Here is a 17,730-nt window from a genome sequence, read left to right on the forward strand (position 1 = left end):
TAATATAAACTTATTAAGGAGGTAAGATTCCATGATGATGGTATCCATAATTATTAGAAGATTGAAAGAAGGAAAAACCTATGAAGACTTCCGAAAAGCATGGTACCACACAACAGGCTTTGGAATAGATTCAAATTTTCCCAACCGATTTTGAACCACCACTGGGACGTCTTTATACAGTAATAAATGCATTCGACCCCCGGGAGATAATAGTCATTGGTTTTGGCCCGGAAATATCCCAGGAAAATCTAAAAGCTACTTTAAACATTGATGTGAAAGAAAGATTAGATAATCCATTAGATGAAGTCATTGAACCAGAAATAGGCCGTTCATTTGGTTTATTGGTCTCAGAAGATGATTTTTCGCCTAAAGGAGAACTGGAATATGAAGATCCATCCGTAAGTGGAGAAAAAACAAATATGGCCGAAATCGAAGGATTAATAAACCTGGTTAAAAAAGAGATAGAATTGGCCTCAGCCAAAAGGGACTCATTAAAAAAAGACCAATAATTAGACACAATTTTGTGTAAGAGATAATCAAATACACTGCCATTGTAGTCTATACTGTCTGAACTGCATTCCCTGCATTGAAAATATTTAATTCGTTTATGTTATCATTGTATAAATATTTCATTTATATTTAATCCAATTACGCCCAACACTATTATTAATAAAAAAATAATTTTTGAAAGATTGTAAGGTTCCTTAAAAAATATTATTCCAATAATCGATATCCCAAAAATACCAAGCCCTGCCCATATTGCATAGGCAAAACTTATATCAAATTTTTTTAAAGCAAATATAAATACAGTTAATCCAATTATCCAAAAAACAAATGTGAATATTGATGGATATAAATTTGTAAATCCATCAGATAGTTTCATACATGTTGAGCCCAGTAGTTCAGCGAGAACACCAATTAATAATAGTAACCACTTCATTTTATTTACTCCATTCTACTCTATTTAATATTGTTATTCTATTTATTCATCTATATCTTCTATATATCTAACGTGTTTTTCGTATTTTTCTTGCCACGCTGGAGTTGTAATACATATCTGCTCTAATTTACCCTTAAAATAAAACTTCTTGCCTGGCGGGACAATTACCACATCTTTTTCTTTAACTTCATATTCTTTATCTTCAATTATCCATTTCCCTTTACCCTTCAAAATATAATAAATAAATGCACTTTTCGTGTGGTAAAATTCTTCTAAGTGTCCTTTGTCAGTTTCTTGATAAACTACAGCTGCTGGGGGACATTCTTCTTTTGTGTTGTAGATACTCATTTTAACGCCATGTTTTTCTATAACTTTGTTATCTTCAAATTTAAAAATCATAAATATAACATCCTACAGTAACCACTGCTTTTTTTAAATATTTTTCATATGTTTTATATACTAATTCCTTCTTTATGTGATCATTTTATATGATAAAGTGTAGTTAAAGCTGGGATGAATTTTTTAGCTGAGAATTTATTGGAAAAGATTATATATTTGATATTAAATATGAATTTCATGGAAAATAACACCGTCCAGAAGTATGTGCTCATCATCTGTGCTCTTTCTAGTTTTGTAATCACAGTTACCACCTCCAGTGTTAATGTAGCCCTTTCTACTATTGGTAGAGATCTCATTGTATCTACTTCTTTTCTCACCTGGCTGCAGAATATATATCTCTTAATAGGGGCCAGTTGTATGATTCCCTTCGGCAGATTGGGAGAGATACATGGTAAAAAGAAGGTTATGTATTATGGGATCATTATATTTACCATAGGATCCTTTTTGTGCGCAGTTTCAACTTCTGGAGATATGTTAATGGTGTTTCGGGCACTGCAAGCCGTGGGAAGTGCCATGATTTTTGCTAATATATTCTCTCTCATCACTTCAGTGGCTACTCCTGGTGAAGGTGGAAAAATCCTTGGAATAGCAGTGGCCATCCCTTACATCGGCTTATCTCTGGGGCCAGTTTTAGGAGGTATGCTCACCCATTATTTGGGATGGAGGAGCATATTCCTTTTCAACGTACCTTTTGGTTTAGCAACAACATTCTTCCTTTTGAAATTGAAAGGCGAATGGTGTGAAGCAGTTGGGGAGAAATTTGACTATATCAGCTCTATAGTAATGGCATTATCTCTCACAGCCATTATTTATGGTCTTTCCACCATCACATCAGCCATAGCACCCTACCTTATTTTAGGAGGGGTCATTGGAATAATTTTATTCTTCTATTTGCAGGGTAAACTGAAAACACCTCTTATTGCACCGGAAATTATTCGTGACCGTATATTCCTTGTGAATAACACCACCTCCCTAATAAATTATGGGCCAGGGATATTCGTTGGATTCCTGTTAAGTTTATATTTCCAAGATATCCGGTTGCTTTCTGCACAGCAGGCCGGTCTTCTATTGGCAGTGCAAAGTGTATTTGTGGCTATATTTTCCTTCATTTCAGGTAGGTTATCTGCTAAAATAAGACCCCGGTTTATTGCTGCAACGGGAATATTCATAACATCCTTTGCTCTGGCGCTTTTTGTTTTCGTGAATGAATATACATCTTATTATTTTATTATAGTAAGTCTTGCTATTCTAGGTTGTGGTTACGGTCTTTCAGCCACATCCAGTACTGAAATTTCCATGAAATATTTCGATAAAAAATTTAGGGGCGTTTCCTCTGCCAGTTTAAACACAACACAGTACGTGGGACAGATGTTAGGAATGGGGATTACTGGAGCTGGTATTGCCATATACATGGGCACATCCCAAATAAACCCCCAAAATTTTGCCCTTTTTATTGAAAGCTTTAAATTACCATTTTTAGTATTCTCTGTCCTCTGTTTCATGGCTGCATTTGCTTATTTTATACCCCGAAAATAAAAAGCACTTTAATTTCAGATTTTTATTATCTTTTAGAGAATTTTTACCTAAATCATTAATCACGTGATCTTCTTGAAATTCTTGTACCTAAAGACAAAAATGTATTAAAAACAGGCATAACCACATTATCTGCCAATATTAGTTTGTATTTGAATCCAAAACCTTCAAATTCTTTAGAAACATCTTTTAAAAGTTCAGGTATCTCCAGTTTTTGAGGACATGCCTTTACACATTTTCCACAGTTTATGCACAGTCCTGCGTATGATTTCTGCCCGGATAAAACTCCTCCTAATTGAGCAAGATATATGAATGACTGACCTTCATCGAACATGTACTTGTTGTTATAAATTTCGAAGCACCGGGTAATGTCCACCTTTACTGGACAAGGCATACAGTAGCCGCATCCGGTACAATCAACGACCATGAGATTGTGATAAACTTCTTTTACCTCATCATAAAGCTTTAAATCATCTTCACTTAATGAGTTGGGTAGAACTTCACTGACTACTTTGATATTTTCTTTAACCTGGTCTTCCCCATTCATTCCTGACAAAACACAAGTTACTTCAGGGTGGTTTAAAACCCATCTTAATGCCCAGTCTGCAGGACTATGTTTAACATTGGCTTTATCCCATATTTCAAGTGCTTTATCTGGTACTTTTCCTGAAAGAAGGCCGCCTTTTAATGGTTCCATAACAAATACCGGTATTCCTTTGGAGTAAGCATATTCTACTCCTTCAGTACCTGCCTGGTTATGTTCATCCAGATAATTGTATTGGATTAAGCAAGCATCCCAAGGGTATGAATCTATGAATTCTTTAAATGCTTCAGTATTGTCGTGGGACGAAAATCCTATGTTTTTTATTTTTCCCCTTGAACGGGCATCTTCTAAAAATTCTAAAACACCCAGTTTTTTAAGTCTTGTAAAACTTTCTTTAGTAAGAGTGTGAATCATGTAGTAATCTATATAATCTGTTTGAAGCTTTTCAAGTTGTATTTCCAGATATCTTTCCATGTCTTCATATTTTTTAATGGACCAGGAAGGCATTTTTGTGCAGAGTTTGACTTTTTCTCGGTATCCACCTTTTAGAATTTCTCCTAAAAATGATTCACTTGATCCTCCGTGATAAGGAAATGCTGTGTCAATAAAGTTCACTCCATGGTCAATTGCATAGTATATCTGTTTTTTAGCCTTTTCTTTATCAATTCTACCGTTTTTGGTAGGTAGTCTCATAGCGCCAAATCCCAGTGCCGAGATTTCATCATCATTTTTTATATTCTTCCTGTACTGCATCCCCATACCTCCTCGATTGACTTGTCAGTCGAATTATTGGTTAAAAAAATTTTATTTGGATATACCATCCCAGAACAGTTCAAATGAAAGTTCTATGTTTTCTTTATTCATTTTTTCAGGATATTTTTCAAAATGCATTACTGTATTAAATACATTACCCCAAAAATAGTCCATAAGTAGTTCATCATAAATTTCCTTGATCTCTTGTTCTTTAAATCCTAGTTTGTATACTTCAAGAAGTTGGACAAACTTATCTTCAATTCTACCTTTAGTAAAGGCTGTGATGTAGGGAGAACAATGAAATGTCAATATAAAATTGAATTTATAGGGGTATTCTATACCAAAACACACAAATTTAAGCCATAATGATCTAACGTTTTCCTTAAATGATTTTTCATGGTTGTAATCGTCACCTACCTCTTCCAGGATGCTTTCTTTGCAGTAGGTATAAATTCTATCAATGAGTTCTCCTTTGGTCTTAAAATAGTGGAAAAGCGTGCCTGTAGCTACACCGGCATTTTTTGCAATTTCTGCTGTGGATGTTCCATGAAAACCCCTTTCAACAAAAAGTTTCAGGGCAGTATCCACTATTTTTTGCTCTTTTTCCTTCAATTTTTTACATCCTGAAATGGTATAAATAGAATATATTGACTGATTAGTCAGTTTAGTATTTATAGTTTTCTAAATGTAGTATAAATAAAAAAAGTTGAAAAATGAAAATATTATTAATTAATCTTTAACCAACTTCCTACCTAACTCCCCTGCCTTTTTCATGTCATTTTCCTTGTTTTTAACCTCTCCAGGAACTGGATTTCCCTTTGAAGAGAGCAAATCAACGACAGTGTAACCAAGGAAGTTGAACATATTTCGGGTGTAATCAAAATATTCTTTGAACATGTTTTCAGGGTTTCCCTGTGAAAATATCAATGCCATGTCTTTTTTACCGTATTTTTCCTCAAAACCAGTTCTAAAGAATGCGTAGAGTCTGTCTGTAAATAGTTTTGCCTGGGCAGACATCTGCCACATGTAAACTGGCGATCCTAATATGAAAGCATCTGCTTCTTTTATTTCTTTATAAATGATCTGCATATCATCATCCGTAATACATTGTCCTTCATTACTTTTACAATGTTGGCATGCCTTACACGGCGTTATGTCCATTTTAGCCAAATTAAAAATCTTTGTCTCGGCTCCAGCGTCATTTGCTCCTTTCAAAGCCTCTTTGACAAGAATTTCGCTGTTACTATCCTCTCGGGGACTTGCTGTAAATCCTACTACCTTCATTTTTGAAACCTCCATTATTTGTCAATTAACTGGAATTATGTAAAGAACCATTACCTGATTTTTTCAATTATTTATAATAACATTAAATTAGTTTATTATTTCATATTCCCCAATTTTAACGTCCATAGTATTCCAAACCTTTGCTTTAAATCTAGAACCAACTTCCAAGCCAAGTAATGTAGTTTCTATATTAGAACTCCCCCCTACTCTAAATACGAAATATCCATCCTCAAAGGTTATTCCAGTTGGAACAACAGTGTGAGAAACTGTGTTATTCCTGTGAAAGGTCTCCCTTACAACTCGAATTATTTTAGCCGGTCTTGCAGTATATAAAAAACCCATGGGGACTTCCATACCATTTTCTATTCCTAAAGATGTCCAGTCAAAGTTTGAACCTCCAGTCTCCACAATCCTGTCAATTTTAACTACTGCTGAATCATTGGGTGCGTGGGACAGTTTACTACCTTCCGAATATGCCACAGATTCATCTATGGAAATAGAAACAATTGTGCCTTCAAATATGATATAAGGGGCTAGGGCAATCTCTGGTTGGGTTTCCGAGTTTTTAAAAGTAATAAAGGAAGTAAAAATCACTCCTAAAACTGCCATAATTAAAATTAAAGTAATCCAATATTTTTGTTGCATATAAATCAGCCCCCTATTGTTTAAAACCCTTAAAATTGCCTTTAAACACAAATAATTGGTTTTCATTCTCCATAAGTGCCGCCAGTATTATCTTTGGTTAAAGTACCAATTTTTCAATTAAAAGTACTTTAACCAGACTTTTACACACTGGACGGTGCACAACACCTTTTGGCACAATTAGGAAATCTCCCTCTTCCAAGTCAATAATTTTGTCTTCAAATTCAATTTTCATTTTTCCTTCAATTATATAAAACATTTCATCGGACTGGTCATGGACATGGAAGTCAAGTGTTCGGTTCTCTACTTGAACTATATTTAACATGTGATCATTTAATTTGCCTACACTTAGATATTTAAATAACTCAGAAAAACTGGTGGCAGTAGACTGCAAATTAACCTTTTTCAATTTTTTGTTTATTATCCCCCATCTTTTCACCAATTAAATAACCTAATGTAATGCTGATTTTTCTTCACTTAAAGCAGGTGATTATGTTATCATGATTTTTTTGTTTGAAATGATTTAATCCATGCTCATATCTACTTTAAATTCGGTTTGGATTAAAAAATGAATTAATTATCCATGATACTATTTTTTGATTTAAATTCTATTAAATTTTAACTGATGATCTTGTTATAAAAATATTATATCTCACTTCTGTATATCTCCAATAATGTAACAGATCCCGTGCAGTAAAATAAGTAGCACGATGTAAACTTATTAATTTCATGACTTCGAATCAATATTCTTGGCAGCCTATATGAAACTCTATAATCACATCAGATTGCCGCAGATTATTTGCATTTTTTAGGACTTAATTAAACTTCAGGTTTATACATGAATGATAAAGCAACCAAATTTTTATTAACAAATCTAAAAAAAAGGAATTAAAAAATTAAAAGTTATCTCAAATATAAACATATTTAAAACCGTTATTAACTACATTAACGGCTTAAATTACTTAAAACACATTTAAAACCCGAAAATAAAATAAGGACTGTTATGGAAATAGTCCATAAAAAATAAATCTTGATAAAAAATTCAATTAATTCTCGTTATGGTGAAATACTTTCCACTGTAAATTATGGTCCCTGATAAGGTTAATTGTCTACCCTTTAATGATCGCCCATCAAAATTTCCACCATCTATGGAACCAGAACTTGTACTTGGAGGTGAAAAATTCGATGGTGGAGTGAAATTTGATGGATCAGTAGAATTTGAAGGTGGCCCATTCAAACCATTTACAGAACTTTGATTACCATTGTCCATGGGATTTTGACCAGGGCCTTTGTTTTGAGATGATTGACGTTCAGTATCAAAAAAGGGTATCTCATCAATTGAATTAGGTAAAATTGGTGGGCCGTAAGGAAGTAAAAAACTTCCACTGTAACTTACATCCTTACTGTTACTACCAGGATTATTCAGATTATCTGGCTGGTTGTTATTCTGTTGTAAAGTTGAACTATTGTTCTGTGGCAATCCAGAATTATCATTATCCTGTTTGAATACAGCATTATTATCATTAGGTTGCATTCCAGAAGTTGTCCCATTACCAGTGGTAACCACGTAGATTGTGCTGTTACTGTATTCTTCTTGTAGTTGCTGAATATTGGACGATTCAGACACATTGCCTCCTAAAACATATTCAACCCAGTACTTTATCTGGAAGTCCTGGGCCACTATAACTGTGTTAGAATTATTTTGTGACTGATTTTCTTTTATAGTCAGTAATTCATTGTACTCGTCAAGGGTTATGGTGGGACTCATATTTTCAAAACTCTCGGAAGCTACAAAGAAACTTGAAAAAGCAAAAACTACTGCAATGGAAGTTACTAAAAGAGTAGTATACTTTTTCTTATCAGGATACTTCAAAATAGCAAGATTTTCAAAGAACTTCAGCCCCAGAGGGATAATTAGTGCAATGGGTAAAAATGCCATTAGAATAAATCTGGATTGATATTCGGTGGACATAATGGACAGGACTCCTAATACTACTCCCAAGGTAAGATACATCCATGCCAGCAATGTGTTCCTTTTCATCTTTCCCATATCAGTAATATTTTCCTTGAATCCCCTATATAACATAATAATTGCGGCAGCTATGCCTAATAAGTAGGGTAAACTAAAAAATACACTTCCATTAATGGAACTACCCATTATACCGGCCCCAGTAGCACTATTAGATGTGGAAGTTATGTTGAAAAATGAGACAACTGTGGTGTATTTGGAAAACATCACAGGATAAGTTACAAACAGGACCATGAAACATACCATGATCATCAAACTCATTATTCCCATGACTTTAAGATCTAATTTCGGAGTTTTATGCGTTTTAAATATTTTAAAGAGTATGTTGAATAGGATTAGGGATATAAATAGAATAACTGCCAGAGCTCCTGTATATATATGGGTTAATAGATTAAATCCCAAAAACAGGGCAGCTAAAACTCCATACTTCTTCCAGTTGCTGATATTTTCCAGCCATTTCACTAAAAAGTACATAAAAAATGTGAGAAAAACTACCCCTACCAGGTTTTGCATGAAATTACCTACCATGGCAAAGTAGTTGATGTTGACGGTTATAAGAAAGGCTGCCAGTAGAGCTGGGATCTTGGAACCTACACCCTTTCTATTAATGTAACACTGGGTAAGTAAATATGCTGGAAAGGCCATAAGGGATCCTAAAAATGCCATTCCAATTTTAATACCTAAAAATGAACTTCCAGTCACTACAACAAATGGTGTTAATAAATAATATGCTAAAGGAGGATCATTACTTGCTGGAAAACCATAGTTTAATATGTTACGAACCTGGATATCATAAAAGGCTCCATCTATTCCATAAGAAAGGGAATATCTTGTTAAAAGATAAATATCCAATATAAAGGAGAATAGGAAAATGGCAACTAGGATTAAAAGCCAATACCTGTCCTTTATGACTTTCATAAATGTTTCCTTTCTATACTGATTCACCAATACACCTCGGATAATGTAATTCTAATAATAGGGAGGGGGGTTAGGGTCTAAGATTAAGGAGGCCCGTGTCAGCTATCTACATAATAAATCTTAGACCCATTTTTTAATCAAACGACTGATTAAACATTTTTAAAAAACTCAAGTTTCATATTGGTGGGGTAAATTATTACACTGAAAATGTACAGTGCAATCTCCCGCTTTTTAAAACTTGTTTTTTGGGGTTTATAATCTGTTTGACTTACTTATTTTAGAAAATAACATATAAAAGTAATTTTTCCCATATTAAACCAGTTAACACCCATTTTATCCAATTTATGCCAGATTCGACCCAAATCTTACTTGAGAAAATAAATAATGGTGAATCTAATTTATAACTGTTTAAACTACTAAAACCTTTTAAAATCAAATATAAATATTTTAATTCCTTAATTAAAAAAATGCGCAATATTCATTACCATATCCCCATCTAAATAGAATAATATGCAATAAATAGTTAATAGCCGTGTTTAACATTTTTATATATATTTTTACTTCCAACTAATTTTTAGAAGGGCTAAAAGCGCCACTAATTGACTTACATTAATTAGTAGAAGTGACAATTCATTTCCATTATTATGTATTTGAGGTAGTGGGTGTGGGGGTTGTGGAGGTGCTAAAAAGCCCAATGAAAGCAGATTCTGAACCAGTAAAAACGTGCCAAAAACCAGAAGTCCAATTGTATACTCGGATTTCCACTTTCTATAATTCTTCCAATAAATTGAAAGTAAGACCACTATAATACAAATGTTAGCAAATGCCACAAATAAACCGAATACACCTAAATAATTAAACAATTTAAAACCTCCATGAAACTCTTTTTTAACTTATTTTTGTCTTTTTTCAGATTCTCTCCATATATCAGTGAAATCATCAAAATTTTCTTTCATAATATCTGAAAGCATGTAAACTGTTCCATATTGTCCTTCACCAGATGAAATAACAATTTTGTTCTTAATTAAAACTTTAATATGATGTCTAACAGTTTTGTAATCTAATTTAAGATTATTTGCCAGTTGATTAGCATTATAAGGTCTGGAATTAAGCTCATTGATTATTCTGGCCCGATTTATTCCGCCCCGCGTTCCAGCAACTAACCACCATAGTAAAGCTTCCATGATATCACATAAAATTATACATTATATTAATTTAGATTAAATCCCTGAAAATATACACTAAACTAATTTTTCAGTTAGTGGGTTTATATTTTGTTAGATTTACATAATATCTGATTATCATTAATATAAAAAACTTTATTAAAAACAGGTAATTTTCATGAAATAATTTCTGAAAAATTTGAGTATATATCAGCATTCGTATAATAAAGATATGTTTTATCAACACCATTCAATTAAAAAGTGATAAAATGAACTCTAAATTGATCTAATCTCAAGGATATCCAGTAAAAAAGTAGATATAAATAAATTTGCTGAAATGGTTGTGAATAATCCTAAAATATGGGATGAAATTGTCAATTTGATGTTGAATCATGGAAAGTATCTCGTTTTGACATTATTTCTGATCTTTATTAAAATCAGTTCCTCTAGTCTCAACTAGCTTTTTAAATATTTTTAATTCTTCTTTTGATTGTTTTATCATCCTTCTGCGAAGGAAAGGTAGTAATAATTTTAAAATAAAAACTTTCCCTTTCCCCAACCATTTTAGGTTCATTTCAGTTTTATTATCAATTGGGCGGAGTGTTGTTTCTACTTGAGCACTTAATGCTTCTCCAGTAACCTGTGATACATATTTTCTCTTGGGTTCACAATATATCAATTCATCCTCCATTATATAGGAACGGCCTTTTTGTAAATAATGCAAACGAGCGATTGAACCAACCTCACCCGGTGCTTTTTTAATTACTTCAAACTTTTCCAGGTCAGTTTGCCAATATGGAAAATTATCAGGATTCATTAAAGCTTTAGATACAATAGATACTGGTTTATTAATAATGATGCTCACTTGAAACATGGTCATAATAGTACCCCCAGAAGAAATAATCTCTAATCTTATATTAACTGGTTAATCCTAAATTATTATATTTATCTCAATTTTTTATAACAGTACTCGCAATTTTTGTTTTACGCCCCTTTTTATACCGAAAATCACATTTAGAATATCCTTCCGCCAGAGTACCTGTCCGGTGCAACCCTAAATTGCCATATTTACTTTCAGGAATATCTGTAGCACACATGTAGGGTACGAATTCGTCAGCTCCATTCTGGTGGAAAAACTTGCAGATGGCACATTCAGTAAAGTCCAGCCCAAAATCAAAATCTTCTCCTTCTATAAAATCATACACATAATCTTCAGGGTATTTACGTTTCTTGGATTCTCCTGCAAGATATTTTAGATAGTTTATTGCCTGAGGATTATCCATGGGCATGATTTTATCACTGTTATCCTTTAAAGACTTGTCTGCGTACTCATAACAAATTTTTCCAATTTCAGCCACATCTTTACCCATTCTTTTTAAAACCAGATACACAGCAAGATCCCTGGTGGTGGAGGTAAGAGTTACTGTTAAAGGATTTTCATCACCACCTATGTAGGGCATGTCCTGAAGAAGAGACTTGAATTCTTTTTTTATATTACGAGCAGCGTTTCTTGCGAATTTTTCGCCAAATTTCTCTGCCATAACTTTTTCAATGCCCTTATTGAAGCTATGAAATTCAGTTAAGAGTTTGATCTTATCTTTTTGGGAATAACCTTTCATAAAAATAAATCTGTTGTCATTTTGTAAAGAAGTTTCGATTTATTCTGCAGATCATGCTAAATTCCTTTTTAAGGGGATGAAAAATTGAAGTAAATTGAACTTAACTTATTTTTAACTTCTTATTATATCAATTATAGCCAGAATAACACCGGCACCTATTAAACTGTAACTTAACCATTCATTATTACCCAAAACAATTCCTAAAATCACCAAGAAAAATGCAATAAAAACGATTTTAGAAGGTTTATCCTGTTTTTTCATTTTACCTGCGTAAATAGCCAATAGAGTTATAATGGCCAGTGCAACTAGGCCTATTAACAGAAAAATACTTGATAAATCCATAAGTTATTGTTATAGGATCTGGTTAATAAATAATTCTGCTACAAGTTATCATTAAATAATATAGAGAAAATAATGTGCTATCAGTGGTTATAGGGTTCATATAATTTATTTTAAATTTTGAATTTAGGAACTACAGAATAGGTAAGATAAGTTTTACCCCACACGGAGAAATACGGATATATAAAGAGAATTTTCCAATTATCATTCGTCAATGACATGTAAATGTTGGTGAAAGTAGAATTGGGTTAGCCAACCATATAAAAGGCAAACTATATCATCCTTAATTTCTTTTCATAACAAAATAGCCGTATATGGACACATAGCAGAGGACGGCAAATATTAGGAAGGGTATTTTACTGCCTTCAATGAAAAGGGCGTAGTTACTGGGATTTAATGGTGCGTGTCCAATAAATATGTTAAGAACAGCTAGCGTAATTCCCATACCCATCATCTGACCCATTACCCTCATAGTATTTAATGTTGCGCTGGAAACACCGTAAAACTTGTTATCAACATAATCCACTGCAATTTGAGTGCTTGAAGATGCAGAAAGACCATAGCCTGATCCAATAACAGCTAGGGCAACTACTATAAGTTCTAAAGTCGTGTTTTCTCCTAAAAACACCAAAAATGTTAATCCAATAGCTGTCAACAACATTCCTATAGCTGCTATATATCTAGCCCGTATTGATTCCAGTAATTTGCCTACTGAAAGCGAAAATATGGCTATAAAAATGGACTGGATACACAGCAATAATCCTGTCTGATTTGGACTCAAGTCCCTGATGCTTTGAAGGTATAAAGTCAAAAGGAAGAGGGTGAAAATTCCTGGCCCGTAATTTATAAGGGATGTTAAATTGTTTATTATGTATATCCTGTCAAATAACAATTCAGGATGTATTAAGGGGTTTTTAACTTTCTTTTGAAGCCAGATAAATAGGATAATCCCCACTGAACCCAATATCAATGTAAATATTCCTATAGTGGTAGTAATTTCTGAAAATCCATACATTATCCCAATTAATGATAATGCAAGAACTGAAGTACTGCTCAGACATAATTTATCATCTTTTGATTCAATCCATTCCCCTTTTAGTTTTAAAATAGCCATAATAGCTGCTAGGCCAAAAGGGACGGAAAATAAGAAAACAGCTCTCCATGTGAAAAATTCAGTCAAAAATCCTCCTAAAACTGGTCCCAGGGAAAGTCCAACATAAGCTACTCCTACACTTAAAGATAAAACTTTACCCTTTTCTTCTTGGGGATAGACAGATGCTATTAAAGAATAAACATTCCCAAAAATCATTGCACTTCCCACTGCCTGTATGATTCGAGATATTAATAATATATCACCCGAAGGAGCCAATGCACATAAAAAACTGCCTAATGTGAATATAACTATTCCATAGGTAATGATCTTCTTTTTACCATAAATATCGGCTATTTTACCAAAAGGAATTAAAAAAATGGCTGAAACAAGTAGGTAGGATGTTGTAATCCAGCCCAAAAATATAGAAGTAAGCAGAAAGGTTTTACCAATTTCTGGTAGTGCAATATTAACCGAAGAACTGATATAAGGAACCAGGAAACTCACTAAAATACTTACCAGTAAGACATACTTCTTTGTTACATCATTTATGTGACTCATACACTTTGTTCTCCATTTACTAAAATGTTCGGATAATTAGATGTTTTGAATCTAATTGAGAGATTGTTAAATAATGAGAGTTTAATTAGGTGTTTACAGGGTTAAAAATCCTGTTTAAGCTTTAATATCAGATATAAATACTATTTCCTGTCTTATCATTAAAAAGGTTTTTTATTTGATCAAACTATATAAATTTTTAATAGGGTTGAATTATCAATTCTTCATAAAAGATTAATCACTTATTATAAAATGGTTAATTTAATAAATATTTAATGAAGTGATGATTATAAATAGAACAAACTTATCTACAAGACCGTATAATTTAGTTATAGACCATAAAAACAGTTATCTATTGCCGGGATAGTCTAGTCTGGTAAGGCGCAGGATTCGAAATCCTGTTTGAGCGTTGCTCTTCCTGGGTTCAAATCCCAGTCCCGGCGTTAAAAAGAATGAATGCAATAATAAATGATTAAGAAAATCAAATAAGAGAATTGAAGATAACTAGAACTCCAGAAGGATAGTTGAGTTAATATGGAAAAGGACAACACTACCCCTTACCACTCCCAAGATTATGATGCAAATGTTTTAAATACACTCCCCTATTACCAGTCCTACCACCAGGAAACCATTAATCTAATCAAATCAATAAATACTGAACCAAAAAATTGGTTGGATACAGGATGTGGAACCGGTACAATGATAAATTTGGCAGTTAAAGAATTTCCAAAAACCAAGTTCCTACTTCTAGATCCGGCAGATAGTATGGTGCAACAGGCCCGGATGAAGTTTTGTAATCTAAGTAAAAATCGTTTAAAATTTCTCAAACCATCCACAACCCAGGATTTTAATGAAAAACTGGAAGAAAAAGTAGATGTGATAACTGCCATTCAATGCCACCATTATTTATCACCTAGAGATAGAAAAAAAGCCGTTCAAATTTGCTACGATAACTTAAAAGAAAATGGAATATTTGTAACCTTTGAAAATATACGTCCACTGACCAAAAAAGGGGTAGAAATTGGAAAAGAATACTGGAAAAAATTCCAATTAGAACATGGCCGAGATATAAAAGAAATAGAACCCCAACTAAAACGTTTTGATGTGGAATATTTCCCTATAACCGTAGAAGAGCATTTGAAATTGTTAAGAGAATCTGGTTTTAAAATTGTGGAAATTCTGTGGTATTCTTACCTACAAGCAGGTTTTTACTGCATTAAATAATAAAATAATGAGTTTAAAGTTTTAAATACATTATTCCAGTCTTATTATTAACCTAATTATTGGAGTAGTTAAATATTATTTTTAATATCATTTTGTTTTAGATTTTAGTTAATTTAATTAATTTTTTGAGTCGTAACGAGTTTCATAGAGATATTGATAAGAGAAATCCATTTGAAAATATGATTTCAGTTTTTTGAAATTGAAAAACCATAGAAATTTACTCACAACCACCTTTAATTAAAACACATAATGAGAACTTTAGATCACAATTAGTAAAATATTTATATCTCTTAAAAGTCTCTAATGTTCATGATAAAGAACCTAACAAAACCCAGAATATCTATGCAAAATCCACGCCAGATGTGGTTCGTACTAGTTGCTGTATGTTTAGTGAATTTCATGTTCAACTTTTACATTGGAATGATGAATATCTGTCTACCTAACATAACCGAATATTTCGGGGCCAGTGTAATGACGGCTACTTGGATATCCAACATTTATTTGGTTACCCTGACCATTTCAGTTATATTTCTGGGTCGCATTGGGGGATTATGGAGTAGAAAAAAATTTTTCATACTTGGAACACTAATATGGATTGCTATGTCCTTTGCGAACTATTTTGTTACCTCTGCAGACATGTTAATTCTTTTTAGAGCCATTCAAGGTGTGGCTGCTGGTTTCATGGCGGCAGTGTATTATGCTATACTGGATAAAACCTTTCCCAAGGAAAAGCTTGGTTTGGCCATGGGATGTCTCTTGGTGGCCCTCTCCTCAGGTTATGCTATCGGTCCCTTTGTAGGAGGATATATAGCTGCTTTCATTGGTTGGCAGAGTATCTTTCTTGCTACTATTCCCTTCGGTTTGTTAAGCATAGCCGTATATCTCATAACAGCTCAAAATCCCACAGCAGATAAGGACTATGAACTGATAGAAAAGATGGAGAAAAAAAATAGAATACAAAAAAAGAATGGAATAATAAAAACCTTGAAAAACCTAGATGTTAGAGGTGCTATATTACAAGCATTATTTTTATTTTTACTTACCTTTGTTTTAATACTGGCTCAAAAATTTGGTTTCAGTCCATTGGATACTATAATACTGGCCGTGACATTTATATTGGGAGGCGTCTTTATATGGGTAGAAGCCAAACACGAAGAACCACTTTTCAGGTTCACCATCTTCCGTAGCATCACATTTTCCGCTTATATCACTGGACTGCTCCTCAACTATATCGTACTTTACATGATGTTTTTTACCATGCCTTTTTACCTACAGAAGGTAGTGGGAGTTCCAGTTAATATCTCTGGAAGTTTAATAAGCATCACCATGTTCACCGCCATGTTCCTATCAATTATAGCCGGAGCACTGGCAGATAAGATAGGAGTTAAACCATTGGCTCTTGGAGCTAGTCTATGCTGCATAATTGCTACAGTCATGATTAGCGCCTTTAATACATCAACAGGACTTTTTTTCGTTATAGGAGCACTGATCGCCATGGGCTTTGGCTATGGATTATACCAATCTCCTAACAATAAAATGCTGCTATCAGTAACACCAGCTAGCTTTAAAACCCAGGTGTCGAGTATGATGACACTTACTAAAAACCTGGGTTCTGTGTTGGGTAACTGTTTTGCTGGGCTAATTATAACCACATCCATTGCACAAAACACGCTAAACAGTAAACTGGTATTGCAGGGAGCTCAGGCTACAAATTTTATGACGGGTATGGAAAGAGTGTTCATTTTCGGAGCAATTTTAAGTATAATGCTGCTTGTGTCAACCCTGGATTTGCAGAAATACTTCCCTCAAAGAGCAATAACAAAAGACACAAAACAACAAGCAAGGAGTTAGAGGTGTAAAAATGGAAAATGAATACAAATATCTTATAATAACTCTTACAATTTTGGCCATAGTAGCCATTTCAATACTATTTTTCAGTGGGGCAGATGACTCCCAAACAATTCAAATTGTAGGATCTACCTCAATGGAGCCTATAGCTGAGAGATTATCTCAAGCCTACATGAAAAAGCATCCTGAAGTTAAAATCATTGTACAGGGCGGTGATTCTGAGGTAGGTGTTAAAAGTGTCCGCAGAGGAACTGTAGATATTGGTATGTCTTCCCGGAACCTTACTTCCCAAGAATCTGAAGGAATATACCAAATGTTCATTGCTAATGGGGGAATTGCCATCATTGTAAATAATAACAATTCTGTGAATGATTTAACCAAAGAACAGGTGAATGACATTTTTTCTGGTCATATTACAAACTGGAAAGAGGTAGGGGGAAATGATGAACCAATCACTGTGATCAACCGTGAGGTGGGTTCTGGAACCAGGTTGTCTTTAGAACAACTTACCAATACTAAAATCACAGAAAAGGCCATGATTTCGTTATCCAGTAAGGATATGATGCACGATGTAGCTGTACTGCCAAATGCTGTAGGATTCGTGGCTTCCAGTGCAATTAATGCAGATATAAATGAAGTGAAGGTTCTGAAGATAAACAACGTATCCCTTACTAACGAAACTGTGAAATCTGGAGAATATCCCCTGAACAGGCCTTTATTATTCCTGGTCAAAGGTACACCCACCGGCGTTATTAAGGAGTTCCTGGAATTTGTTCAGAGCCCAGAAGGACAGGTGTTGATTTATTAATTTATCACAATGCGAAAAAAGGGCATGATCAAAAAAATG

The 17,730-nt window shown here is 33.6% G+C and carries 18 protein-coding genes, 1 tRNA gene and 1 pseudogene; 6 read left to right on the forward strand and 14 right to left on the reverse strand.

Features of this window, described 5'->3' with window-relative positions:
• Positions 1-31 precede the first annotated feature (31 nt).
• Positions 32-509, forward strand: a pseudogene (locus CIT01_03065) (hypothetical protein).
• A gap of 104 nt (positions 510-613) precedes the next feature.
• On the opposite strand, the gene CIT01_03070 reads toward CIT01_03065, so the two are convergent.
• A complete protein-coding gene (locus tag CIT01_03070) occupies positions 614-940 on the reverse strand; it encodes a hypothetical protein (protein ID AXV37250.1) in 327 nt (108 codons plus the stop codon).
• Positions 941-982: 42 nt separating this feature from the next.
• The gene (locus tag CIT01_03075) at positions 983-1,339 is read right to left on the reverse strand and encodes a hypothetical protein (GenBank protein ID AXV37251.1); all 357 of its coding nucleotides are present in this window, start codon (positions 1,337-1,339) and stop codon (positions 983-985) included.
• Positions 1,340-1,453: 114 nt separating this feature from the next.
• Here CIT01_03075 and CIT01_03080 point away from each other — a divergent pair, with 114 nt between their 5' ends.
• A complete protein-coding gene (locus tag CIT01_03080; GenBank protein ID AXV37252.1) occupies positions 1,454-2,875 on the forward strand; it encodes a hypothetical protein in 1,422 nt (473 codons plus the stop codon).
• Between the two features lie 55 nt (positions 2,876-2,930).
• On the opposite strand, the gene CIT01_03085 is transcribed toward CIT01_03080, so the two are convergent.
• From CIT01_03085 to CIT01_03140, 12 genes are all read right to left on the reverse strand, one after another.
• The gene (locus tag CIT01_03085; protein ID AXV37253.1) at positions 2,931-4,169 is read right to left on the reverse strand and encodes an aldo/keto reductase; all 1,239 of its coding nucleotides are present in this window, start codon (positions 4,167-4,169) and stop codon (positions 2,931-2,933) included.
• A 51-nt stretch (positions 4,170-4,220) separates the two neighbouring features.
• A complete protein-coding gene (locus tag CIT01_03090) occupies positions 4,221-4,781 on the reverse strand; it encodes a TetR family transcriptional regulator (protein AXV37254.1) in 561 nt (186 codons plus the stop codon).
• A gap of 117 nt (positions 4,782-4,898) precedes the next feature.
• Positions 4,899-5,453 carry an NADPH-dependent FMN reductase gene (locus tag CIT01_03095; GenBank protein AXV37255.1) on the reverse strand — a complete coding sequence of 185 codons (555 nt, stop codon included), beginning with the start codon at positions 5,451-5,453 and terminating at the stop codon, positions 4,899-4,901.
• Between the two features lie 87 nt (positions 5,454-5,540).
• Complete coding sequence (locus CIT01_03100) at positions 5,541-6,098, reverse strand: hypothetical protein (GenBank protein ID AXV37256.1); 558 nt, start codon at positions 6,096-6,098, stop codon at positions 5,541-5,543.
• 97 nt (positions 6,099-6,195) lie between these two features.
• Positions 6,196-6,420, reverse strand: coding sequence for a hypothetical protein (locus CIT01_03105; GenBank protein AXV38707.1), 225 nt, complete (start codon positions 6,418-6,420; stop codon positions 6,196-6,198).
• 717 nt (positions 6,421-7,137) lie between these two features.
• Positions 7,138-9,069, reverse strand: a complete 1,932-nt coding sequence (locus CIT01_03110) for a hypothetical protein (GenBank protein ID AXV37257.1) — start codon at positions 9,067-9,069, stop codon at positions 7,138-7,140.
• Positions 9,070-9,599: 530 nt separating this feature from the next.
• The gene (locus CIT01_03115) at positions 9,600-9,905 is read right to left on the reverse strand and encodes a hypothetical protein (protein AXV37258.1); all 306 of its coding nucleotides are present in this window, start codon (positions 9,903-9,905) and stop codon (positions 9,600-9,602) included.
• A 30-nt stretch (positions 9,906-9,935) separates the two neighbouring features.
• Complete coding sequence (locus CIT01_03120) at positions 9,936-10,226, reverse strand: transcriptional regulator (GenBank protein AXV37259.1); 291 nt, start codon at positions 10,224-10,226, stop codon at positions 9,936-9,938.
• Between the two features lie 394 nt (positions 10,227-10,620).
• Positions 10,621-11,085 carry a hypothetical protein gene (locus tag CIT01_03125; GenBank protein AXV37260.1) on the reverse strand — a complete coding sequence of 155 codons (465 nt, stop codon included), beginning with the start codon at positions 11,083-11,085 and terminating at the stop codon, positions 10,621-10,623.
• 70 nt (positions 11,086-11,155) lie between these two features.
• The gene (locus tag CIT01_03130; GenBank protein ID AXV37261.1) at positions 11,156-11,824 is read right to left on the reverse strand and encodes a hypothetical protein; all 669 of its coding nucleotides are present in this window, start codon (positions 11,822-11,824) and stop codon (positions 11,156-11,158) included.
• Positions 11,825-11,935: 111 nt separating this feature from the next.
• Positions 11,936-12,166 (reverse strand): hypothetical protein, encoded by a 231-nt coding sequence (locus CIT01_03135; GenBank protein ID AXV37262.1) that lies wholly within the window; start codon positions 12,164-12,166, stop codon positions 11,936-11,938.
• A gap of 280 nt (positions 12,167-12,446) precedes the next feature.
• Complete coding sequence (locus tag CIT01_03140) at positions 12,447-13,814, reverse strand: hypothetical protein (GenBank protein ID AXV37263.1); 1,368 nt, start codon at positions 13,812-13,814, stop codon at positions 12,447-12,449.
• A 354-nt stretch (positions 13,815-14,168) separates the two neighbouring features.
• Here CIT01_03140 and CIT01_03145 point away from each other — a divergent pair.
• From CIT01_03145 to CIT01_03160, 4 genes are all read left to right on the forward strand, one after another.
• Positions 14,169-14,254, forward strand: a tRNA-Ser gene (locus tag CIT01_03145).
• Between the two features lie 91 nt (positions 14,255-14,345).
• The gene (locus CIT01_03150; protein ID AXV37264.1) at positions 14,346-15,035 is read left to right on the forward strand and encodes a methyltransferase type 12; all 690 of its coding nucleotides are present in this window, start codon (positions 14,346-14,348) and stop codon (positions 15,033-15,035) included.
• A gap of 399 nt (positions 15,036-15,434) precedes the next feature.
• On the forward strand, positions 15,435-16,886 hold the full coding sequence (locus tag CIT01_03155; GenBank protein ID AXV37265.1) for an MFS transporter: 1,452 nt from the start codon (positions 15,435-15,437) through the stop codon (positions 16,884-16,886).
• A gap of 10 nt (positions 16,887-16,896) precedes the next feature.
• Positions 16,897-17,691, forward strand: coding sequence for a hypothetical protein (locus tag CIT01_03160; GenBank protein AXV37266.1), 795 nt, complete (start codon positions 16,897-16,899; stop codon positions 17,689-17,691).
• Positions 17,692-17,730: the final 39 nt, after the last annotated feature.

This window comes from Methanobacterium sp. BRmetb2 (assembly GCA_003491285.1).
Lineage (GTDB): Archaea > Methanobacteriota > Methanobacteria > Methanobacteriales > Methanobacteriaceae > UBA117.

Bases quoted from the DNA above. Each gene is read 5' to 3' on its own strand.
- CIT01_03070 (AXV37250.1), bottom strand. From the start codon at position 940: ATGAAGTGGTTACTATTATTAATTGGTGTTCTCGCTGAACTACTGGGC.
- CIT01_03075 (AXV37251.1), bottom strand. From the start codon at position 1,339: ATGATTTTTAAATTTGAAGATAACAAAGTTATAGAAAAACATGGCGTT.
- CIT01_03080 (AXV37252.1), top strand. From the start codon at position 1,454: ATGAATTTTTTAGCTGAGAATTTATTGGAAAAGATTATATATTTGATA.
- CIT01_03085 (AXV37253.1), bottom strand. From the start codon at position 4,169: ATGCAGTACAGGAAGAATATAAAAAATGATGATGAAATCTCGGCACTG.
- CIT01_03095 (AXV37255.1), bottom strand. From the start codon at position 5,453: ATGAAGGTAGTAGGATTTACAGCAAGTCCCCGAGAGGATAGTAACAGC.
- CIT01_03100 (AXV37256.1), bottom strand. From the start codon at position 6,098: ATGCAACAAAAATATTGGATTACTTTAATTTTAATTATGGCAGTTTTA.
- CIT01_03105 (AXV38707.1), bottom strand. From the start codon at position 6,420: ATGTTAAATATAGTTCAAGTAGAGAACCGAACACTTGACTTCCATGTC.
- CIT01_03120 (AXV37259.1), bottom strand. From the start codon at position 10,226: ATGGAAGCTTTACTATGGTGGTTAGTTGCTGGAACGCGGGGCGGAATA.
- CIT01_03125 (AXV37260.1), bottom strand. From the start codon at position 11,085: ATGACCATGTTTCAAGTGAGCATCATTATTAATAAACCAGTATCTATT.
- CIT01_03130 (AXV37261.1), bottom strand. From the start codon at position 11,824: ATGAAAGGTTATTCCCAAAAAGATAAGATCAAACTCTTAACTGAATTT.
- CIT01_03135 (AXV37262.1), bottom strand. From the start codon at position 12,166: ATGGATTTATCAAGTATTTTTCTGTTAATAGGCCTAGTTGCACTGGCC.
- CIT01_03140 (AXV37263.1), bottom strand. From the start codon at position 13,814: ATGAGTCACATAAATGATGTAACAAAGAAGTATGTCTTACTGGTAAGT.
- CIT01_03150 (AXV37264.1), top strand. From the start codon at position 14,346: ATGGAAAAGGACAACACTACCCCTTACCACTCCCAAGATTATGATGCA.
- CIT01_03155 (AXV37265.1), top strand. From the start codon at position 15,435: ATGTTCAACTTTTACATTGGAATGATGAATATCTGTCTACCTAACATA.
- CIT01_03160 (AXV37266.1), top strand. From the start codon at position 16,897: ATGGAAAATGAATACAAATATCTTATAATAACTCTTACAATTTTGGCC.